Origin of the sequence: Psychrobacter sp. D2 (assembly GCF_013608135.1) — a bacterium.
Taxonomy (GTDB): domain Bacteria; phylum Pseudomonadota; class Gammaproteobacteria; order Pseudomonadales; family Moraxellaceae; genus Psychrobacter; species Psychrobacter cryohalolentis.
Window position 1 is genome coordinate 171,676 of sequence record NZ_JACDXZ010000006.1, and the last position, 19,861, is coordinate 191,536.

A 19,861-nucleotide genomic window follows, 5' to 3' on the forward strand; every position below is an offset into this window, starting at 1 on the left:
ACAAGCCGTATTGTCGATGTTTTGAGCTAAAATTGAAATGGTTTGATATTTTTTATTTTTATTTTATAGTGGTATTTTATGACTTTAGAGAATATAAACTTTCTAAGGTTTCATCTAAAGTATAAAGACAAGCTACTGCCAATTAATATCCTTACAGGAATATCATTGGCGTTTTTACTGTGATTTGTTACCCTCATTTCTACTTTTATATTGTAATATCATCAGCTTAAAAAACTAATACCCTTAAAATATCTCATTTAAATTGCCTTAACCGCCATCATTACTTTAGCCTAGGTTTGCTTATGCTCCAACGTACCTTATCAAAACGATCACTGTCATTAACGACATCTGAAGATCAGTCATCCCTAATAAAGCGCTGTGCTCTGACAATTGGTATGTTAACAACCGCGTTATTTGTCATACCGAGCGCGCAAGCTGCCAGCTGTAAAATCCCTAAGAGTTATTATAAGAACGTCTCTTGTACGGCGAGTAGTGGTTATCTCTTAGCGGTGAAAGACTTTGGCGCACCGGTCGCCCTTATGGATAAGCAAGGTAAAAGCCTTGTTGATTTAACGCGCTATCAAAAAGTGGATACAGATAAAATATCAGCAGGTCTATTGCCTGTCATGCGTAATAGTCATGTCGGTTATCTGAATATGCAAGGTCGTGAAGTGATTCCTGTGATGTACGATGTGCTAAATGACGGTCAAGGTTGGGCGCGTCCGGTATCTGAAGGGCGTATCGTGGTCAAGCAGGGCGGTCACTATGGCGTCATCGATACGGCAAATAGGACTATTGTACCGTTTTCAGCAGCGATTAGTGATATTGATGATTACCGAGGCGGTATGGCTCGTGTACGTAAAAACAAAGCGATAAGCTGGCTTGATAAAGAGGGCAATATTAAGAACATCAATACTCAAAGTACTAATACTCAAAATGCCGGTGTCAAAAAAGATAATAGTAAAAGTAATGACGGTAAGAGTGCCAAAAACAGCCGTGTAAATGACCGATCGGCTGCCAGTAAATCAGAAGTTAAACCTAGTGCTCGCGCAAATAGCACACAGAAAAATTCAGCCTCCATACCAATTAATCGCTTTACCACGCTGCAGCCGCGTCAACAAGACGGTAGATGGGGATTTGTTGATGACAATAATGTCACTATGATTACGTATTCTTTCGACGAAGTACGTCCATTCTCGGAAGGGCTAGCGGGCGTGCGTATTGATGCAGAGTGGGGCTTTATCAATCTTGGCGGCGAGCTTGTGATTCCTTTTAACTTTAAGGATTTTGACGGCTCTAATAACTTTAATGATTCCAATAATAAGAGCCTCAATCTTGATAGCCGCTATAAGGACAAACCTTCTTTTGTGTTTGTAGCGGATAAGGCTTGGATTGGCAGGCTAGAGAACGGCACTAAGATGTGTATTGACAAAGAAGGCGCGGCTGTCGCCTGTGATTAAATCCTAACAGCATATTTTATTTTGACTAAAAAAAGAGCCTATAGCGATTCATGATTGCTGTAGGCTCTTTTTTGTAGCCGGAAAAATTCACAAGCTAAATCATTAAAACTATTTTTTTAATAAGTGATTGCTAATTAAATCAACCATATATGGCTGGTAGTACTCAGGAATGTCATGCGCCATGCCTTCAATCAAATGAAATTTGGCATTAGGGATGGTTTTGGCTACCACGCGACCTTGTGAGGCAGGAATTAAGCCATCAGCGCTGCCATGTAATACGATAGTAGGTGCTTTGACTTGTTTGCTAAATCGACTGATAGAACCTGATGCCAAGATAGCATTGAGCTGCTGCACCGTACCGAGCGGATGAAAGTTACGCTGATACCGTATCTTGGCAATATCACGTACCATGCGCACATTTACATGCCCTGGCGTGCCAACAGTCTTCATAAACCAAACGCTATGGCGCACGATATCACGCTCAGAGTGGCTCTCAGGGCGATTAATCAGCGTATATAGCTGTCTAGGCTTTGGTGGTTTTAAAAAGGCACGGTTGGTGGTGGTAAACATCAATGCCATCCGCTGTACTAGGCTTGGATAACGTGCCGCTACGATTTGGGCAATCATGCCACCCATAGAAGCACCCAGCAAATGTGTTTTGCCAAGCTGCAAAGCCTTGATTAAACGCGCCGTATCTTCTGCCATGTCGGTTAAATTGTAGGCAACCTGTGCACCTTTATTAGACAGTCCCGTTTGCAGGCGCATCATCATTTTAAGCTGACTAATACGCGGTAGACCATCGATTTGTACTTTAGAAGACAAACCGATATCACGATTGTCAAAACGAATCACAAAAAAACCGGCATCAATAAGGCGCTTAATAAAATGATTTGGCCAAAATATCATTTGCGAGCCAAGTCCCATAATCATAAGCAGTGGCGGATGATTAGGATTACCACCAGCCTCAACACACAGCTCGATGCCGTCGCCGATATCTATCATGGCTTGATAAAGATGCTCACTGAGGTCTGATGCGCCCCACAGGTGCTCACCAAATCTTTGCCATTCAGGCGTCGGGTAACTCGAGCTGCTATCCAATGAATCAGGCAAGTTAGCAGCATTATCAATGTTGTTTTTTTCTGTCATGAACGGTCCTATCTAAAAGGTCATTGGCTTAAAGTTCTAGCATCTCAAAATCAAGCTTGCCAACGCCGCATTCTGGGCATGTCCAATCATCAGGGATATCACCCCATTTGGTGCCCGGTGCGATACCTTCTTCAGGGCAGCCCAGTGCTTCGTCATATATCCAGCCGCAGACAATACATTCATAACGTTTCATAAAGAGTCCTATCGATTATTACCAGTGTTACCATACGTTTTTAAGGTGATATTGATGGCACATCAAGAATGATTACCGTCAATATCTAGACTGTAAAAACGCAGCTAGTTTAGCATATAACCGTTGTTTTCATAGTTAAGTTTACACTTGTATATTGAGATTGATAAACGTTTATCAAGTCACTATGCCTGATTTTATTGACTTAATAAGTGGTGTTTTCCCATTGCCGCGCAATATTAAAGGCAATTATGCTATAATAACCGCCGTTAATTTTCCGATGCATAGATTATTTGCTATTGTTACATCATTATCTAAGTTATAGACGTTAAGGGTTATTATGAGCGCAAACACCACTGTTACAGCAGTTGATACCGCAATCGAGTCATCGAATACGCTCAATACCGATCATCCATTTTGGAACATCATTCGCACAGTACCAGACTTCCCTAAAGTCGGCATTGATTTTTATGATATTACACCGTTACTACGCAGTCACATTAATGAAGTCATTGATGCACTGTTGGCTGTCCTACCTGAAGGCATAATGGATGAGGTGGATTGTTTGGGTGCTGTTGAAGCCCGTGGATTCGTGTTTGCAAGTTTGCTGGCAGGACGTCTGGGTAAAGGTATGATTTTGCTACGTAAACCCGGCAAGTTACCACCGCCTGTTGCCAATAAAGCCTACGCGTTAGAGTACGGTAAAGATACTCTTGAGATGCAAAACAATCTGCCACCAGAGCGCGTGCTATTGGTTGACGATATCTTGGCAACGGGCGGCACATTGACCACCGCTTATGAGCTATGTCAATCAGCCGATCATACGGTCGTTGGTGCATTAGTCTTATTAGATTTGGTGGATTTACATGGCGATTTCCCCGTGCCTGTTTATACGGTATTGAAGGCGTAAATGAGTGGCGGTTTTACTTATAGTGGGTAAAAATAAAAAGTAATATGGATACATTATGTACTGCTGGTATTAATTTTTCTTGCTTGCTGTGCCTACGCAGACAGAGGCTGCAAAAAATTTATACCAGCAGTACCGTAGTGTTTTTAGGGTACCTTAATTATAAGTAAAATGCGATAAAAGCCAGTTGTCTATGGCTTTGAGATGATATGACTAAAGCATCATTAAAAAAGCGCGCTGAATACATTCAGCGCGCTTTTTTAATGATGCTTTTGCCTATTTTATTTGTGCTATTTGGCTTGTTCGTAGTTTTTACAAGCTTGCTCGACTAGTATACGACTGACAGTTTTTGGGGCAGTAATTTTAAAATCTTTGGTAGTCAAGAGAGGTTTTTCTGATTGCCAAGACTTTATTACTTTGTCGTCAGCGGTATAATAAACGTATGCCCGTCTGTAATAGCTGGCGTCCTTACAAGAGATAAGCCATTGCTGGTCGCTATGATGAATGCCGCTTTCTTTACTATCACTCGTTGTACTTTTTAATGCAGGGTAGGTTCTACGAATGGAGACGGTAATATTTTCGACCCGCTTTTCATCAAGGATATTGATGTCAGAGCGTTCGATAGAATCCAAATCTAAGCTAAAAATGGAACCGGTCTGACTTTCTGTTACTTTCGACCAGTTTACTGCATGAGCACCAATCGCAAGCGTACTGCTTGCTAATATCACTGCTAGCCGTTTCATAATTAAGCCTTGCTTGTAGTCATTTTAGGTCGCTCATAATAGCCAACTTACTATGAGCAGGCAAATTTCTTTTATTACCTGCTGCGTATACCTATGTAATATTTCCACTGTTTTATAGTGCTTTAGTAAGTAACTCTCAAGCCAGATAGGCTTGGTTATACGCCCATATTAATCATATATACAGCTTAGCTGCGCATACTCGCTAGCATATGAGCAAGCTCATCACGCGCACCAATAAAGCCGTCAATGCCTTTTGGTAAAAGATCTTGAGTAATGGTATCTTGTTGATAGGCGCTACTGAATTCTTCAGCGCTTAAGCTCACTCGTGTCATATCTGTCATGTCCATCGACATACTTTCTGATAATTGACGTGTAACCTCGATATCCATTGCTGCTAGCTCATCAATGAGGTCAGGTGCAATGGTCAATAAATCACAGCCTGCCAGCGCTAATATCTGCTCAGTTGAGCGGAAACTTGCGCCCATTACCTGCGTTTTATAGCCATGCTGCTTGTAGTATTGATAAATGAGCTTAACCGATTGTACGCCCATGTCATCAGAGACAGGTATGTTTTGACGGTTTTGCTGGCGTTTTTGCCAATCCAAAATACGTCCAACAAAAGGGGATATCAAGGTTACACCAGCATCGGCACAAGCGATAGCTTGATGTTGCCCAAAGAGCAAGGTGAGATTGCAGTGTATACCTTGAGTTTCAAGGTAGCGTGCCGCCTCAATACCTTGCCAAGTCGCTGCCATCTTAATCAACACACGCTCTGAGTCGATACCTGCTTTTTGATAGGCTTCCATGAATGCCAATGCCTTATCAATGGTCGCTTGTGTGTCATAGGACAAGCGAGCATCTACCTCAGTTGAGACACGTCCTTCAATTAAAGATAAAATATTACAGCCGATTTGAATGGTTAGCTCATCAATTACCGCATCGATATCATCTCGATGGCGGCTCATGGTTTCTGATAATACCGCTTCATTATCAGGATGGATCAGTGCTTTGGTAATTAGACTTGGATTGGTGGTCGCATCGATAGGTTTTAGACGCTCAATGGCGGCAAGATCGCCTGTATCAGCGACAATGGTGGTCATAGTGCGAAGCTGTTGTAATGCGCTCATCAGATATCCTTGGTATTATTCATTAATGGTGTTATTTTCTTATGGATGGTTGTGGTCTATTATGGATAAAATCCTATGTCCGTTTAAACTGTAACATAGATTTAGGTACATGTTACTTGATAGTTTTAGAAGGCTAAGCCCATATATCGCTTAACTATGCTAAGATTTATAGCGATTTGCCACTTTACGTTCATTTACGAATGGGCACTGTCCGTAGTTTTTGTTATAGTAGAGCCGGTCAGTGGTTGAGCTTTACGAATACTACGAACTTTACCAAGAACATAGCGCTGCTTCAAAAAACCAATAATGATAAATTGGTGATATAAGAGCAAAAATATTTATGTTCTTTAAAAAGTCTTCATGTCTTTTAACGAAGTATTTATGGTCATCATTGACAAGTAGTTATACCTAACAGTAATAAAATCTAAAAAGGATGGGCGGTAATGAGTGAGCAGTCACCAGAACAAAACAATGATAATCTAAACCAAACCACCGCAAGCATCAGTACTACCGCAACGGATAAAGAGTTTTTGAATACATTGCGCGGCAGTATCGATGCGGTAGACTGCGAAATTCAGACGCTGATTAACAATCGTGCCAAATTGGCTCAGCAAGTGGCAAGCGTGAAAAAGAACCACATTGCCAATGATTCTGCTGCTGAAAATGCCAACCCTATCTTTTATCGTCCAGAGCGTGAGGCGCAAGTGCTAAAAGCCGTCATGGAGCGTAATGAAGGACCTATTGCTGATGAAAAAATGGCACGCTTGTTTCGAGAGATTATGTCGGTATGCCTTGATTTAGAAGCGCCGCAGCGCATTGCGTTTTTGGGTCCACTGGGCACTTTTACTCATGCTGCTGCATTAAAGCACTTTGGTAAAGCGGCGGATACTGTACCGCTGAATACCATTACTGATGTGTTTCGTGAAGTTGAAGCGGGCACCGCAATGTATGGCGTCGTGCCCGTTGAAAACTCATCTGAAGGCGTAGTCAACCATACGCTAGATGGCTTTTTATCTTCTACACTAAAGATAATCGGTGAAGTCGAGCTGCCGATTCATCAAAACTTTTTGGTCGCTGAACATACCAAACTTGATGGGTTAAGCCGTATTTACTCGCACCAGCAATCATTGGCGCAGTGTCGTCATTGGCTTGATGTGAATTATCCCAATGTCGAGCGTGTTGCGGTATCGAGTAATGGTGAAGCGGCACGTCGCTTGAAGAATGAGTGGCATTCGGCAGCGATTGCGGGTGACGTGGCAGCAGCAGAATATGATTTGCATAAGCTTTATTCAAATATCGAAGACAATCCAAGCAATACGACCCGTTTCTTGATTATTGGTCATGAAGCAATTGCACCATCAGGTCAAGATAAAACCTCGATTATGGTATCAGCGCATGACAAAGCGGGCGCTCTGATCGAAATCTTAAAACCTTTGTCGTATCATGGCGTGTCTATGACCAGCATTGAAACGCGCCCTGAGCGTCCTAATAAATGGGCTTACGTCTTCTTTATTGATATGAATGGGCACATTGAAGACCCAAATGTGAGCGCTGCTATCGCTGATATTCGCCCATTGGTCAAAGACTTACGTGTCTTAGGCTCTTATCCAAAAGCGGTACTATAAACTTACTGGTTTCTATGAGTCATTGTTTTATTAGTATTAGCCGCAAGCGTTTTATAAATTGCCTTGTCATAAATAGCGGTCACCAGTGACATTAATGGGCTTAGCCAATGATAGGTGCGTTATCACATCTAAGGATTAATCATGCAGTCTGCGCAATCGACAGAGTCAAATTTATTACCGCTCGTACCTGCTTACGAGAGTGTTTTGGCGTTGACACCGTATCAAACCGGCAAGCCTATTGAAGAGCTAACGCGAGAGTATGGTGTTTCAGATGTGGTAAAAATTGCCAGTAATGAGAATCCGATAGGCTGCTCACCGCACGTTACGCTAGCGATTACTGAACAGCTAGGTCAGCTGTCACGTTATCCTGATGGCAATGGTTATTATCTAAAGCAAGCATTGGCTGATTTTAATGATGTCAATGTTGATCAGATTACTTTGGGTAATGGCTCTGATGATTTGCTTGATATCTTGGCGCGTAGTTTTGTAGGTGCAGATGATGCAATCGTTTATAGTCAGTATGCCTTTGTGGTCTATTCGATGCTCGCTAAAATGCAGGGTGCTATGGATGTTGAAGTGCCTGCTCAGCGCTTTGATCATGACCTAAAAGCCATGAGCCAAGCGGTTCAAGACAATGCTAATACCAAGATGGTGTTTATCGCCAATCCGAATAACCCAACCGGTACACAGCTTGAACAGGCTGAGCTGAGAGAGTTTGTCGCTAGTGTGCCAAGCTCGGTACTGGTGGTGTTAGATGAAGCTTATATTGAATATAGCCCTGAGAGCAATAATCGGGCGCTGTTAGATGAATTTGATAATGTGGTTATTGTTCGCACCTTTTCTAAAGCCTATGGGCTGGCAGGTCTACGTGTTGGCTATGCGTTAAGCTCGGTAGCTGTGGCAGATTTACTCAATCGCATTCGTCAGCCATTTAATGTGAGCCGCATTGGACTGGCAGCAGCGGCAGCGGCACTTGCGGATCAAGACTTTATTGAAAAAACTCGTCTGATGAATAACGAGCAGATGCGTTGGTTGGAAAAACAGCTTGATGCCCTAGGACTGGGCTTTATAAAGTCACATGCCAACTTTATTATGGTCGAAATAGAAGTTGAGATGGAAGACACAAACGCTGCTGTTATTTATCAGGCATTGCTTGAGCAAGGCGTTATTGTGCGACAACTAGAGGTTTATGGTTTGCATAATTGGTTGCGTATTAGTGTAGGGGTCGCAGAAGATAATATGCGTCTGATTGATACTTTGCGCTCTATTTTGACCGATGATTAAATCAATAACTAATAAGTAATTTAATAAGCAACCTAATAATTAAAACAATATGCAAAAAATAAATCACGCCGTAAATCTTCAAACAGCAACTAAACTGACTCCATCCTCTACGCAGCCGCTATTCCAGCAAGTGTGTGTGATAGGTTTGGGTTTAATTGGTGCAAGTCTTGCGCAAGCGATTAAAGACAATGGTTTAGCTGAGCGTATCGTTGCAGTCGATAGACACGAGCCAAGTCTAGAGGAAGCTATTCAACACGGTTTATTAGACGCTGGTAGCTCAGTACTTAATGACGTGATATCTAATAGTGACTTGATAGTGATTGCGGTACCAGTACAAGCGGCACAAGCGGTATTTATAGATATCAAAAATGCAATGGATAGTGGTCTACTTGCTACTGACTGTATTATTACCGATGTATGCAGTACCAAAGTTAATATTATTGATGCTGCCAAGACTGTGTTCGAGACATTGCCTGTCGGGCTTGTGCCTGCACATCCAATTGCTGGTGCCGAAAATTCAGGGTATCATGCTCGCCGCGCTACATTGTTTGTCAATCATAGCGTTATTGTCTGTGAACTCCCAACGACTAGCCATATAGCAATTGCCAAGCTAAGCCAGTTATGGGAAGCAGTGGGTGCAAGCGTCATGCCGATGGATGCCGCTCATCATGATTCTATATTGGCACATACCAGTCATTTACCGCATTTGCTCGCCTTTAATTTGGTTGAGCAGCTGGCAAGCCATGATGATAATTTAGATATTTTCCGCTATGCCGCAGGTGGTTTTCGTGATTTTACCCGCATTGCTGCCAGCGACCCTAAAATGTGGCATGATATATTTTTTGCCAACCAAAACGCGATTGTAAGCGCCCTTGATGAGTACAGCGTTTATTTAAATGATATTCGTCAGCTTATCATTGATAAAGATTCAACCGCCCTGATGGGACTTTTGGGCCGCGCGCAAGCCGCACGGCGACATTTTGGCCATATGTTAGCCAGCACCCCTTATACGGATACTTCTGCCATGTCAGCTTCTTATAATATCACCCCAAGCAACACCGTCTCTGGCACTATTGCCATTCCTGGAGATAAGTCTATCTCTCACCGTAGTATTATGCTCGGTAGCCTTGCTACTGGCGTAACTAAAGTGACTGGATTTTTGGAAGGGGAAGATGCACTTGCCACTTTGCAAGCGTTTCGCGATATGGGCGTGACCATTGAAGGTCCTGATAATGGCAATTTAACCATTCATGGCGTTGGTATGAATGGCTTAAAGCCAAGCAAAACACCTTTATATATGGGCAATTCTGGCACCAGTATGCGTCTGCTTTCAGGCATCTTAGCAGCGCAAGCATTTGATAGCGTATTGACGGGTGACACTAGCCTAAATAAGCGTCCAATGGAGCGTGTGGCAGCACCATTACGTGAGATGGGTGCAGTGATTCAAAGCACCGGTCAAAAAGGTACAGCGCCACTGAGTATTACTGGTCGAGATAGTGTTGGCAAACCTCTACAAGGGGCTGAATACGATATGCCAGTTGCTTCTGCACAGATTAAATCTTGCTTATTGCTGGCTGGACTTTGGGCGGAAGGCACCACGACCGTTACTCAACCTGAAGTTAGCCGTGATCATACCGAGCGTATGCTTTCAGCTTTTGGTTATCCAGTAACGGTCGATGGCAATCGTATCAGTGTTGAAGGCGGCGGCACGCTCACAGGCGGTAATATCGCAGTACCTGCTGATATCTCATCGGCCGCATTCTTTATGGTGGCTGCGGCCATCAGCCAAGGTAGCGAGTTGACTTTGAAGCAAGTCGGTATCAATCCTACGCGTACCGGCATTATTGATATTCTTAAGCTGATGCAAGCGGATATCAGCTTAAATAATGAGACTCATGTTGGCGGTGAGCCAGTAGCGGATATTACTATTCGAAGCTCAAACTTGGTCGGTATTGAAATACCAGAGTATCTAGTACCACTTGCCATTGACGAATTTCCTGTATTATTTATCGCAGCCAGCTGTGCCCAAGGCCGTACCGTTTTGACCGGTGCAAAAGAGCTGCGTGTCAAAGAATCAGATCGCATTGCAGTAATGGCAGAAGGCTTGCAGACATTAGGCGTTGACTGTACCGTTACTGAAGATGGTCTTATCATTGAAGGTAAAGGGGTGGTCGGTCAGAGTAATAAGGTGAATAATAGCCAAGCGGTTTTTGGTGGTGGACATATTGTCTCGCATCATGACCACCGTATTGCTATGAGTTTTGCGGTTGCCAGCTTACGCGCCTCTAAGCAGATTACCATTGAAGGTGTTGAAACCGTTAATACCAGCTTCCCAGGATTTGCAGAACTTGCCAACCAAATTGGCATGTCTATTGACGTTGTGAGTGCTTAACGCAGTAACTTTAATTTGAGCCAATGATAATAGCTTAGCAATAAAATGAGCTATTAATTTTATTGTTGATTTTATTATTTTAATTATGGTTTTCGGCAGCAATGAGTTGATACGATTTCTAGTATCAACTCATTGCTTTTTACCTTTTATTCTATCTGTAGTGACCCTGTACTCTTAACACCAAATTACCATCAATGATAATAATTGGGTGAGGGTGCGCTTTGCTCTAAAAAGTTGTCCTATCTTATGACTACCCAAAATGTCATCAAAAAACCTGCTGCTCCCATTAAAACGACCAGACGTGGTATTGTCACCGCGCTGATAGCTTTTTCTATCTGGGGCGCTTTTCCTTTATACTTTAAGCAATTATCGGACTATAATGCCACCGAAATCATTGGTCACCGCATTGTTTGGACCTTTGCTTGTCTTTTAGTTGTGCTAGTAGTGACCAAGCGCTGGCAGTGGATTGACACGCTAAAGAAAAACCCGAGGTGGATAGTCTATACCTTTGTGTCAGGTATTATCATCGCGATAAACTGGCTCACTTATGTATGGGCGGTCAATAACAACCAGATTTTAGAGGCCAGTTTGGGGTACTTTATTGGACCACTGGTTGGCGTAGGGTTGTCGATGTTACTGTTCAAAGAGCGCCTGCGTACTTTGCAATGGGTGGCAATTGGTTTTGCGCTATTATCAGTCGTTATTCAAGTTGTCATGCTGGGTAGCCTGCCGTGGGTATCGTTAATATTGGCGTTTAGCTTTAGTACCTACGGCACCATTCAGCGCCAAACCCCTCTGACAGCAGTCGATGCAATGTTTGTTGAGACAGCAATGCTATTGCCTATTTTTATCGCATGGTTCTGGCAGTCTGATGTGGCGAGTAGTAATATCAGCTTTTGGTTTACGCCTTCTATTTGGCTGCTTATGTTGGCAGGACCTATTACTTTGATACCGCTATTGATGTTTAACAAATCCACCAAGCTGGTCGCTTATAGTATCCTCAGTTTTATGAATTATCTGACGCCGACCTTTATTTTCTTCTTGGCGGTATTCTATTACAATGAGCCTTTTGATTTACATCGTTTGGCAGTCTTTGGTTTAATTTGGCTGGGTCTGCTATTATTCAGTATCGATTTATGGCGTCATCGCCCAAGCAAGCAGCTAAAAGCGGCACGTCTACGTGAAGAGGCATTAACGTCTAAATAAATCATCAAATTAAAATAGATAGTAAAAATATCATTAACAAGGATGCTTGTATGTTTCATACCCAGTCTGATGTCGTATTTGTAAAAGGCTTAAAAGTAGAGGCAGTGATTGGCGTTTATGAATGGGAGCGCGCCATTACACAGCCGTTATTAATAGACATCGCAATGGAAACTGATATCAGCCGCGCTGCGGTGTCAGATGATGTAAACGATGCGCTAAATTACAAAGAAGTTTGTGATGATGTCAGTGCGTGGTGCCAAGCTATTAAAGCAAAGCTGCTAGAGCATTTAGCTGGGAAAATCGCCGATAAACTGCTTGAAAAGTACAGCTGCCAAAAGGTTACCTTAAGTGTGGCAAAGCCTACCGCTATTCAACAAGCAGATGCAGTTGGTGTCCAAATCACTCGCTATGCCAAAGCCGCATCTAGCGTATCTACCAATCAAGCTAATACTAGCTTGTCTGATGATGCATAAAGCCTTGGCTGATTTATTTGAATCGCTGATAAGCTGCGAGCCCGAAACGCTGCAAGCACAGCCTGTAAAAGCTGTGCTACTGGCCTTAGGTAGTAACCATGATGCGCAGATACACTTACCGCGTGTCCGAGAGCGATTGACAAGTATTGGTGCTATAACATTGTCAACAGCTTTTCAAAATCCTGACTTCACTGCCACTATAGAATTACCAAAACCTGACTATACCAATCAATGTGTCCATATTTTGTTAATGTCACCGATGACATTACAACAGTTGCAGCAAATTTTCAAACAGTTTGAATGTGACTGTAATCGGCAGCGTTTAACGGAAACACAGGCACCAATAAAAAAAGTCACGATGGATATTGATATATTGCTTGTTAAATTGGATAAAGATAATAGCCTAAGCAAAAATAATGATTCTGAATGGATAATAATGGCAAATCGCTATCCATTCAAAGCGCATGAAAGAGCAGGGATAAAAGAATTGGTAGCGGGGATAGATAGCTGACAGTTGTAAAACGAAAAATCTAAGCTGAGCTTAATACTAAACTCAGCCCAAGAATAAAAGGTTATTGCGATTCAGCACCTATCTCATTCATGTCACTTTTGCCAATCACGTCCAGATCTTCTAAGCACAATTTGTCATATTCTTTTTTGCAAAAGTTAGGATCGATTTTGCACATGGCAGTTTGTAGTTGATCTAAGCGATTTTCTGATTGTTGAATGTGTTCAAGCATTTTAGCAAAGGCTTCAGCAACAGGGTCTTGTGACATGGGATCAATGCCATAAGCTTGGAAAGTGGTTTCGCGCGCTGTGTGATTCGTTGGTTTTTTATCTGCAGGGTTCTCGGTAGAAGCAGCTTGTACCGCTTTTTCTTGTTGATTTACATCATTGACTTTGGTCGTAATAGGATTGCCTTTTTCGTCATGATGCTCTGATATCATACGCGCAGCATTACCGACCATGGTTGCGCCTGCTGGCACTGCTTTAACCACGACAGCATTCGAGCCAATTTTAGCGCCTTTACCAACAGTGAATGGTCCTAATACTTTAGCACCGGCACCGACGATGACGCCATCTTCCAAAGTAGGGTGGCGTTTGCCATTATTCCAAGAAACGCCGCCAAGCGTGACGCCATGATAAAGGGTCACATCATTACCAATCTCTGCTGTCTCGCCAATGACGATACCCATGCCATGGTCAATAAAAAACCGACGACCAATCTTAGCAGCAGGGTGAATCTCGATACCAGTAATGATACGCGAGCCATAAGAAATCACTCGAGCCGCAAGCTTTTGCTCATTTTGCCAAAGACAATGCGCGCCGCGATGTAGAATAAGCGCGTGGATGCCAGGGTAAGTTAAGATTACCTCTAGACTATTACGCGCAGCAGGGTCGCGATTGAATACCGCATCGATATCTTCTTTTAGGTCTCTTTTGATGCGGACGAGCGATTTGAATAAAGCAGTTGGCAATGACATAAATCGTCCTATCGTATTTTTGGTTACAATCTCTTTAGTTATAGCAGTTTTATAGCAAAAAATATAGCAATGTACTTTAAATAAAAAATCGTCTGTAGATAAAACGCCAATAATTAGCGCTTCATCTACAGACGATTACTCTTATCCTTTAGCTATCACTGACAATATATTTGAGCAATTCAACAATCTGTTCAGGCGTTTGCGCCCATGCCATTGCCGCGGCATCCACTTCTTTTAGCGGATGAATAATATCCTCAGCATGCAATGTGATATACGGTTTGCCCAACGCGGCGCAATAACCGGCATCGAATGCGGCGTTCCACTGCTTATATTTATCACCGAAACGAATAATAGCAATGTCACACTTTTGGATCATATTTTTGGTGCGAATCGCATTAACTTTGGATGATTTATGATCGCGCCAGAATCCATTGTCATCTTTACCGAGTACATCACCTGCCGCATCGCTGGCTTCATGCTCAGTGACTGCTGAGATAAAGGTAATGTCTAAACCCTGTTCTTTCGCGCCTTGCATAATTTTCTGTCGCCAGTCAGTGTGTATTTCTCCGGATAAGTAAACAGTCCAATTCATCGTAAATCCCTTTTTATTGTTAAATGATATGACTACCTGTACTACTAATAATGCCCATAGTGGCAAGAAAATTAACTTATTAAATGTTAGTCTTTTAAAAGTTTTGCTAGCAGAGCACTGAGTAATTGATACTCTTTTTGGTCGAGTTGAATACGTGAACCGAGTCTAGATAAGCGTGATGGCAGCGATTTTAAGTTTTCACTATCTGCCAGTTTGCGTTGAACCATCAATGCGGTGGTACGCTCAGTAAGCAGTTGCAATTGCTGTTGAGTAATCGCTGGCTCATCCCATTGCTGGCGCACATAGGTATTAAGCATCCCTTGTTCAAGCGTCTCTAGGTTGTCAGTTACCTGTGCTATATCATTAACTTCGCTGTCAGCTTGGATATGAGTTTGTGCATAAGCATAAATAAAGCTTGCGATCACTTGAACGGCTGAAGCGACATTGAGCACTGGATAAGCAGGATTGGCATCAATTTGAATATGATAGTCAGCATAAGCCAATTCTTCATTGGTCAAGCCACGATCTTCACGCCCAAACAGAATGGCAATATTGGGCGCTGTATCAATACCATTTCGCTCATTAATCGCATTTTGCTTGTCAATAAAATCCAGCATGATTTTGGCAGCTTGTGTCGGCGTAACCACAGGGCGTGGCAAATGACGACTACGACTACTGGCTGCAAATACCAGCTGGCAATCAGCGATAGCAGACTCAAGTGTTGGTGCGATGATTGCTGATGATAGCAAATCACTGCCACCAGCAGCATGAGAAACGCTAGTGTCATCAATCGGTAATTTTGGATTAACCACCGTCAATCTCGATAATCCCATGGTGTGCATGGCGCGTGCTGCTGAACCAATATTGGCAGGCAATGTCGTATTGACCATCACTACTTGAACACAAGACAAATAATTGCTGACGTTTGGTACTGCTGTTGCTAAAGATGAGGGTGCATTGTTACTCATTATTGTCCTAGTCGCTGGTTGATGTCTTGCTCAGCACGTTGCAATGCAACTGCAATATCCTCGATAAGAGGGGCTTGTTCGCTGATAAGACGCTCACGGCAAAGCTCTTGCAATTGACTGCCAAGACGCGTCATTTGGGTTGCGCCCAAATTGACACTGGCTCCTTTTAGTGCATGAGCAAGCTCAAAGCCATTGGCATTATCTTCTTCTTGCTGAGCTTGTCTGAGTTTTGTGATACGGTGACGACAATCAGTAAAATAGACTTGTATCAAATCGACAAAGTCTTCTTCTAATAAGTCGCGCATATCTTCAAACTGCTCAGTATTGATAATCTCGTCATCAGTTATGGCGGTCATATCTTTGTTCGTAATAGTAGCCATAGTCATGTTCCAATAGGATTAAAGTTAGCGCAGAAAGAATTATTATAATAAATATTTTCCTACTAATGAATATGCTAACGATAATACATTCGTTAGCTGTAGTGAAAATGTAAGTTATCTTCGCTAATCATGCTTTTTAGCTGCTGTAAATTATCATCATTCGGATAAATGCGCCAATGCTCAGACAGTCCTACATTGGCAATGCCATATTCTTCATAAATACTGAGTCCAAGGGGTAGGCAATTATCTCTAATAGAGACGTCGGTGTTGCTCAAAGCGTTGTTGGCGTAGCTTTGGTTGCTTAGGCTTGGGTCAGTGTCATTTGAATAAGCATCTTGTGCCATATTACTCTCTAATGCCAACAAATCATTACCATTTTCATCATATAGACTGCCACCCATTGAGGCATTATAACCGTCAAAACTATTGCTATTATTATTGTCGCTTTGCTCGTCTTGCTCATCGTTATAAGATATTTTTGGTACTGGAATCATGCTGACTTGTGCCGATTTCAGTAAAGGCTGCATGCGTGTCAGCAGCTCGATATCACTACCATGAATTTTAATACTGATTTTTTTGAGCCATCTTAGGCGAGCATCGACCATACTCATGGCATTATCAAGACGAGCAAATAAACGCCCATCACGCTCACGGATGCTGCCTTTAATTATGACGACTTCATCTATTTTTAACTGTTCTTTGACACGGTTAAAGCGCTCAGCATAACAGCTGACCTCTAACCTTGATGTCCCATCGTCTAAGGTAATAACGTTACGAGTGCCAAAGTTGGCGATATCAATGATAAGACCGGCAAAATAGCAGCTGCCGTTATAGCCCGTATCAGTCAATTTATCGAGACGAGCACCTGAGGTATAGCGTTTGAGCTCGTCTCGATATTCATCGATAGGATGTCCGGTCAAATAAAGCCCTAGAGTATTTTTCTCTGCTTTTAGGCGGTGTTTATCACCCCAAATTAGCTCTGGCGTCATAACGAGTGGCGGGGCAGCGACGACACCATCCATTTCACCAAACAAATCCATCATACCGATTTCACGGTTTTGACGGTCTTGCTCAGCCGCCTGTACCGCACTTGGCAGCTGACTCATTAATGCGCCGCGAATCTCGTAGGCTTCATCGGCTGGCAAGTCTGGACGTAAAGTCGCCGCAAAGTCATCAAAACAGCCAGCACTGACCAAGGCTTCAAGCGTGCGTTTATTGACCTTTTTGATATCAACGCGACGGCAAAAATCATATAAGTCTTTGAATGGGCCTTCACGTCTTCGTGCATCGACAATAGACTCGACCGCGCCTTCACCGACCCCTTTAATCGCACCCAAGCCATAAATAATATTGGTCGGGGTATCAGCGACGAAATGCCATTCACTACGGTTCACTGAAGGATTAACGACGGTTAAATCAAAGTTTTCACGGCAATCATTGATAAAGAACACCACGTTATCGGTGTTGTTCATATCTGATGTGAGTACGGCTGCCATAAACTCAGCAGGGTAGTATTGTTTGAGATAAGCGGTTTGATAAGCAAGCACACCATAAGCGGCAGAATGCGAACGGTTAAAACCGTAACCGGCGAACTTTTCCATCAAGTCAAATACGCCCCCTGATGTCGCTTCATCAATACCTTGTGCCGTAGCACCCGTGACAAAAATATCGCGCTGTTTTGCCATCTCTTCAGGTTTCTTTTTACCCATAGCTCGGCGGAGCATATCAGCACCGCCTAAGCTATAGCCAGCCATCACCTGCGAGATTTGCATCACTTGTTCTTGATAGACAATAACGCCGTTGGTATTTTCTAAAATCGGCTCAAGGTTTGGATGGTCATAAATGACTTCCTCGCGACCATGTTTACGGTCGATATACATCTCTACCATGCCTGCATCGAGTGGACCTGGGCGATACAGCGCACACATGGCAATCACGTCTTCGATGTTGGTCGGTTGTAATTTCGCCAAATATTTTTTCATACCCATACTTTCTAACTGAAAGACGGCAGTGGTCTTGGCATCTTGCAAGAGCTTGTAGGCTTTAGCATCATCTAACGGCAGGTCTTCTAACACCAACGCATCTTTGCCTTCTTTAGCACGGCGCAGGTTGATATTTCTGACAGCAGCATCAATCACGGTCAAGTTACGTAGACCCAAAAAGTCAAACTTTACCAGCCCAACGGCTTCAACGTCATCTTTATCAAATTGGCTGACGCGGTGACCTTCATCATCACAATAAATGGCGCTAAAATCCGTGATTCTGTGCGGTGCAATCAATACGCCGCCGGCATGTTTACCCACGTTCCGGCAAATACCTTCAAGCTTGATAGCCATCTCCCATACTTCGATGGCATCTTCATAATCCATATTGTCAGGATTGGAAATTAAGTCTTTGAGTTGTGGCTCTTGCTCAAGCGCTTGACTGAGTGTGATCCCCGGTGTTTTGGGAATAAGTTTAGACATTTTGCTGGCAAGGAAGTAAGATTTGCTTTGTGCACGTGCGACATCTCGTACCACTGCTTTTGCTGCCATGGTACCAAAAGTGATAATCTGCGAAACCGCTTCACGCCCATAAGTTTGCGCGACATAATCAATAACGCGGTCACGACCTTCAATACAAAAATCAATATCGAAATCGGGCATTGAGACACGCTCAGGGTTTAAAAAGCGCTCAAATAATAAGTCGTAATGAATAGGGTCAAGGTCGGTAATATTGAGCGCATAAGCCACGAGCGAGCCTGCACCAGAACCACGACCAGGACCGACTGGTACGCCATTGGCTTTTGCCCAACGGATAAAGTCCATCACGATCAGGAAGTAACCGGGGAATCCCATTGATAAGATAACCTTGAGCTCATACTCTAAGCGGTCATCGTATCTTTGGCGTATATCACTCCAATTATCACTGCGCGCGTCAACTGGAAAGAGCTTGTCTAAACGATTATTAAGCCCACGCTGCGATTCTAAGCGAAAGAAAGATTCAGTGGTCTCGCCCTCAGGTACTGGAAACTCTGGTAGTACGTTAATACCTAGCGTTAAGCTCACATTACAGCGCGTTGCTAAGCGCAAGGTATTGTCAATTACCTGCGGAATATCAGCAAATAGCTGCTGCATCTGCGTTTGGGTTTTCAGATACTGCGCATCAGAATAAGTTTGCGGACGATTTTGGTCGGCAAGGACATAAGAGCCAGCAATACAAACCCGCGCTTCATGAGCATCGAAATCATCTTGTTCTAAAAACCGCACGTCATTATGGGCAATAATAGGAATGCTATGTTTGGCACCCGAGTGAATCGCTGCTTTAATAAAGGCATCTTCGCCAGTACGATTGGTACGCTTAATCGCAAAATACAAGCGATCATTGAACTGCGCTTGCCATTCTGTCAGTAGCTCATCGGCTTTTTCTGGCATTGAGCCAATCAATGCTTGCCCAACGTCTGACTTTTCAGTGAACAAGACAATCACGCCTGCCGCATGCGCTAAAATATGATTGCGTTTAATAACAGGAGTACCATGGTTAGTAGGATCAGCACGTCCTTCGGTAAAGCCAAGCGATACGATACGAGTGATGTTTTGATAGCCTTCGTTGTTCATCGCCAATAAAGTTAAGCGCGTGTCTTCATTCTCCATGATGACTTCGCTGCCGATAATGGGCTTGATGCCAGCACCTAGGCAGGCACGATAGAATTTCACCGTTGCATACAGGTTGGATAGATCCGTCAAGGCAAGGGCGCTTTGATTGTCTGCCGCCGCCGCTTTAACCAACGGCTTAATACGCACGATAGAATCGGTAATGGAATATTCGCTGTGGATGCCAAGGTGTACAAATGCCATAGAAGACTCTTACGGATGCAAACAAAAGGAAATGGTACGAGTTAGTGT

Annotated in this window: 17 protein-coding genes; 8 read left to right on the top strand and 9 right to left on the bottom strand. The window is 43.2% G+C overall.

Annotation, left to right across the window (positions count from 1 at the left end; genetic code table 11):
* Positions 1-302 precede the first annotated feature (302 nt).
* Entirely contained in the window at positions 303-1,460 is a 1,158-nt protein-coding gene (locus H0262_RS09410) for a WG repeat-containing protein (RefSeq protein ID WP_181210578.1), read from the top strand.
* Positions 1,461-1,568: 108 nt separating this feature from the next.
* On the opposite strand, the gene H0262_RS09415 is transcribed toward H0262_RS09410, so the two are convergent.
* The gene (locus H0262_RS09415) at positions 1,569-2,606 is read right to left on the bottom strand and encodes an alpha/beta fold hydrolase (RefSeq protein ID WP_181210579.1); all 1,038 of its coding nucleotides are present in this window, start codon (positions 2,604-2,606) and stop codon (positions 1,569-1,571) included.
* Between the two features lie 28 nt (positions 2,607-2,634).
* Complete coding sequence (locus tag H0262_RS09420) at positions 2,635-2,799, bottom strand: rubredoxin (protein WP_181210580.1); 165 nt, start codon at positions 2,797-2,799, stop codon at positions 2,635-2,637.
* A gap of 337 nt (positions 2,800-3,136) precedes the next feature.
* Between H0262_RS09420 and H0262_RS09425 the strand changes: the two genes are divergently transcribed.
* Positions 3,137-3,706, top strand: coding sequence for an adenine phosphoribosyltransferase (locus H0262_RS09425; protein WP_181210581.1), 570 nt, complete (start codon positions 3,137-3,139; stop codon positions 3,704-3,706).
* A 287-nt stretch (positions 3,707-3,993) separates the two neighbouring features.
* On the opposite strand, the gene H0262_RS09430 is transcribed toward H0262_RS09425, so the two are convergent.
* Both H0262_RS09430 and H0262_RS09435 read right to left on the bottom strand, forming a co-directional pair.
* Positions 3,994-4,446: a hypothetical protein gene (locus H0262_RS09430; RefSeq protein WP_020443402.1), complete on the bottom strand. Its 453-nt coding sequence runs from the start codon at positions 4,444-4,446 to the stop codon at positions 3,994-3,996.
* 185 nt (positions 4,447-4,631) lie between these two features.
* Complete coding sequence (locus tag H0262_RS09435) at positions 4,632-5,573, bottom strand: transaldolase (RefSeq protein ID WP_133104259.1); 942 nt, start codon at positions 5,571-5,573, stop codon at positions 4,632-4,634.
* A 443-nt stretch (positions 5,574-6,016) separates the two neighbouring features.
* Here H0262_RS09435 and pheA point away from each other — a divergent pair, with 443 nt between their 5' ends.
* The 6 genes from pheA (at position 6,017) to H0262_RS09465 (ending at position 13,064) form a co-directional block, all read left to right on the top strand.
* Positions 6,017-7,198 (top strand): prephenate dehydratase, encoded by a 1,182-nt coding sequence (pheA, locus tag H0262_RS09440; protein ID WP_011513537.1) that lies wholly within the window; start codon positions 6,017-6,019, stop codon positions 7,196-7,198.
* A gap of 141 nt (positions 7,199-7,339) precedes the next feature.
* Complete coding sequence (gene hisC / locus H0262_RS09445) at positions 7,340-8,482, top strand: histidinol-phosphate transaminase (protein ID WP_181210582.1); 1,143 nt, start codon at positions 7,340-7,342, stop codon at positions 8,480-8,482.
* 49 nt (positions 8,483-8,531) lie between these two features.
* Positions 8,532-10,874, top strand: coding sequence for a bifunctional prephenate dehydrogenase/3-phosphoshikimate 1-carboxyvinyltransferase (locus H0262_RS09450; protein ID WP_181210583.1), 2,343 nt, complete (start codon positions 8,532-8,534; stop codon positions 10,872-10,874).
* Positions 10,875-11,120: 246 nt separating this feature from the next.
* On the top strand, positions 11,121-12,080 hold the full coding sequence (gene rarD / locus H0262_RS09455) for an EamA family transporter RarD (protein WP_181210584.1): 960 nt from the start codon (positions 11,121-11,123) through the stop codon (positions 12,078-12,080).
* Positions 12,081-12,130: 50 nt separating this feature from the next.
* Positions 12,131-12,553, top strand: coding sequence for a dihydroneopterin aldolase (gene folB, locus H0262_RS09460; RefSeq protein WP_181210585.1), 423 nt, complete (start codon positions 12,131-12,133; stop codon positions 12,551-12,553).
* On the top strand, positions 12,543-13,064 hold the full coding sequence (locus H0262_RS09465; RefSeq protein ID WP_181210586.1) for a 2-amino-4-hydroxy-6-hydroxymethyldihydropteridine diphosphokinase: 522 nt from the start codon (positions 12,543-12,545) through the stop codon (positions 13,062-13,064). The genes folB and H0262_RS09465 overlap by 11 nt, the downstream gene beginning before the upstream one ends.
* Before the next feature lie 61 nt (positions 13,065-13,125).
* Here H0262_RS09465 and cysE read toward each other — a convergent pair whose 3' ends face one another.
* From cysE to dnaE, 5 genes are all read right to left on the bottom strand, one after another.
* Positions 13,126-13,998, bottom strand: a complete 873-nt coding sequence (gene cysE / locus H0262_RS09470) for a serine O-acetyltransferase (protein WP_409033826.1) — start codon at positions 13,996-13,998, stop codon at positions 13,126-13,128.
* A 187-nt stretch (positions 13,999-14,185) separates the two neighbouring features.
* Entirely contained in the window at positions 14,186-14,629 is a 444-nt protein-coding gene (locus H0262_RS09475; protein ID WP_149493347.1) for a YtoQ family protein, read from the bottom strand.
* A gap of 86 nt (positions 14,630-14,715) precedes the next feature.
* Entirely contained in the window at positions 14,716-15,597 is an 882-nt protein-coding gene (locus tag H0262_RS09480; protein WP_181210588.1) for an RNA methyltransferase, read from the bottom strand.
* A complete protein-coding gene (locus tag H0262_RS09485; RefSeq protein ID WP_041753088.1) occupies positions 15,597-15,977 on the bottom strand; it encodes an Hpt domain-containing protein in 381 nt (126 codons plus the stop codon). The genes H0262_RS09480 and H0262_RS09485 overlap by 1 nt, the downstream gene beginning before the upstream one ends.
* Before the next feature lie 92 nt (positions 15,978-16,069).
* Entirely contained in the window at positions 16,070-19,813 is a 3,744-nt protein-coding gene (dnaE, locus tag H0262_RS09490) for a DNA polymerase III subunit alpha (protein ID WP_181210589.1), read from the bottom strand.
* Between the last annotated feature and the right edge of the window lie 48 nt (positions 19,814-19,861).

Excerpts from the sequence above, each read along its gene's own strand:
- H0262_RS09480 (WP_181210588.1), bottom strand. The coding sequence starts at position 15,597 with ATGAGTAACAATGCACCCTCATCTTTAGCAACAGCAGTACCAAACGTC.
- H0262_RS09465 (WP_181210586.1), top strand. The coding sequence starts at position 12,543 with ATGATGCATAAAGCCTTGGCTGATTTATTTGAATCGCTGATAAGCTGC.
- H0262_RS09425 (WP_181210581.1), top strand. The coding sequence starts at position 3,137 with ATGAGCGCAAACACCACTGTTACAGCAGTTGATACCGCAATCGAGTCA.
- pheA (WP_011513537.1), top strand. The coding sequence starts at position 6,017 with ATGAGTGAGCAGTCACCAGAACAAAACAATGATAATCTAAACCAAACC.
- H0262_RS09475 (WP_149493347.1), bottom strand. The coding sequence starts at position 14,629 with ATGAATTGGACTGTTTACTTATCCGGAGAAATACACACTGACTGGCGA.
- H0262_RS09435 (WP_133104259.1), bottom strand. The coding sequence starts at position 5,573 with ATGAGCGCATTACAACAGCTTCGCACTATGACCACCATTGTCGCTGAT.
- H0262_RS09450 (WP_181210583.1), top strand. The coding sequence starts at position 8,532 with ATGCAAAAAATAAATCACGCCGTAAATCTTCAAACAGCAACTAAACTG.
- H0262_RS09415 (WP_181210579.1), bottom strand. The coding sequence starts at position 2,606 with ATGACAGAAAAAAACAACATTGATAATGCTGCTAACTTGCCTGATTCA.
- rarD (WP_181210584.1), top strand. The coding sequence starts at position 11,121 with ATGACTACCCAAAATGTCATCAAAAAACCTGCTGCTCCCATTAAAACG.
- folB (WP_181210585.1), top strand. The coding sequence starts at position 12,131 with ATGTTTCATACCCAGTCTGATGTCGTATTTGTAAAAGGCTTAAAAGTA.
- H0262_RS09420 (WP_181210580.1), bottom strand. The coding sequence starts at position 2,799 with ATGAAACGTTATGAATGTATTGTCTGCGGCTGGATATATGACGAAGCA.
- dnaE (WP_181210589.1), bottom strand. The coding sequence starts at position 19,813 with ATGGCATTTGTACACCTTGGCATCCACAGCGAATATTCCATTACCGAT.
- H0262_RS09485 (WP_041753088.1), bottom strand. The coding sequence starts at position 15,977 with ATGGCTACTATTACGAACAAAGATATGACCGCCATAACTGATGACGAG.
- hisC (WP_181210582.1), top strand. The coding sequence starts at position 7,340 with ATGCAGTCTGCGCAATCGACAGAGTCAAATTTATTACCGCTCGTACCT.
- H0262_RS09430 (WP_020443402.1), bottom strand. The coding sequence starts at position 4,446 with ATGAAACGGCTAGCAGTGATATTAGCAAGCAGTACGCTTGCGATTGGT.
- H0262_RS09410 (WP_181210578.1), top strand. The coding sequence starts at position 303 with ATGCTCCAACGTACCTTATCAAAACGATCACTGTCATTAACGACATCT.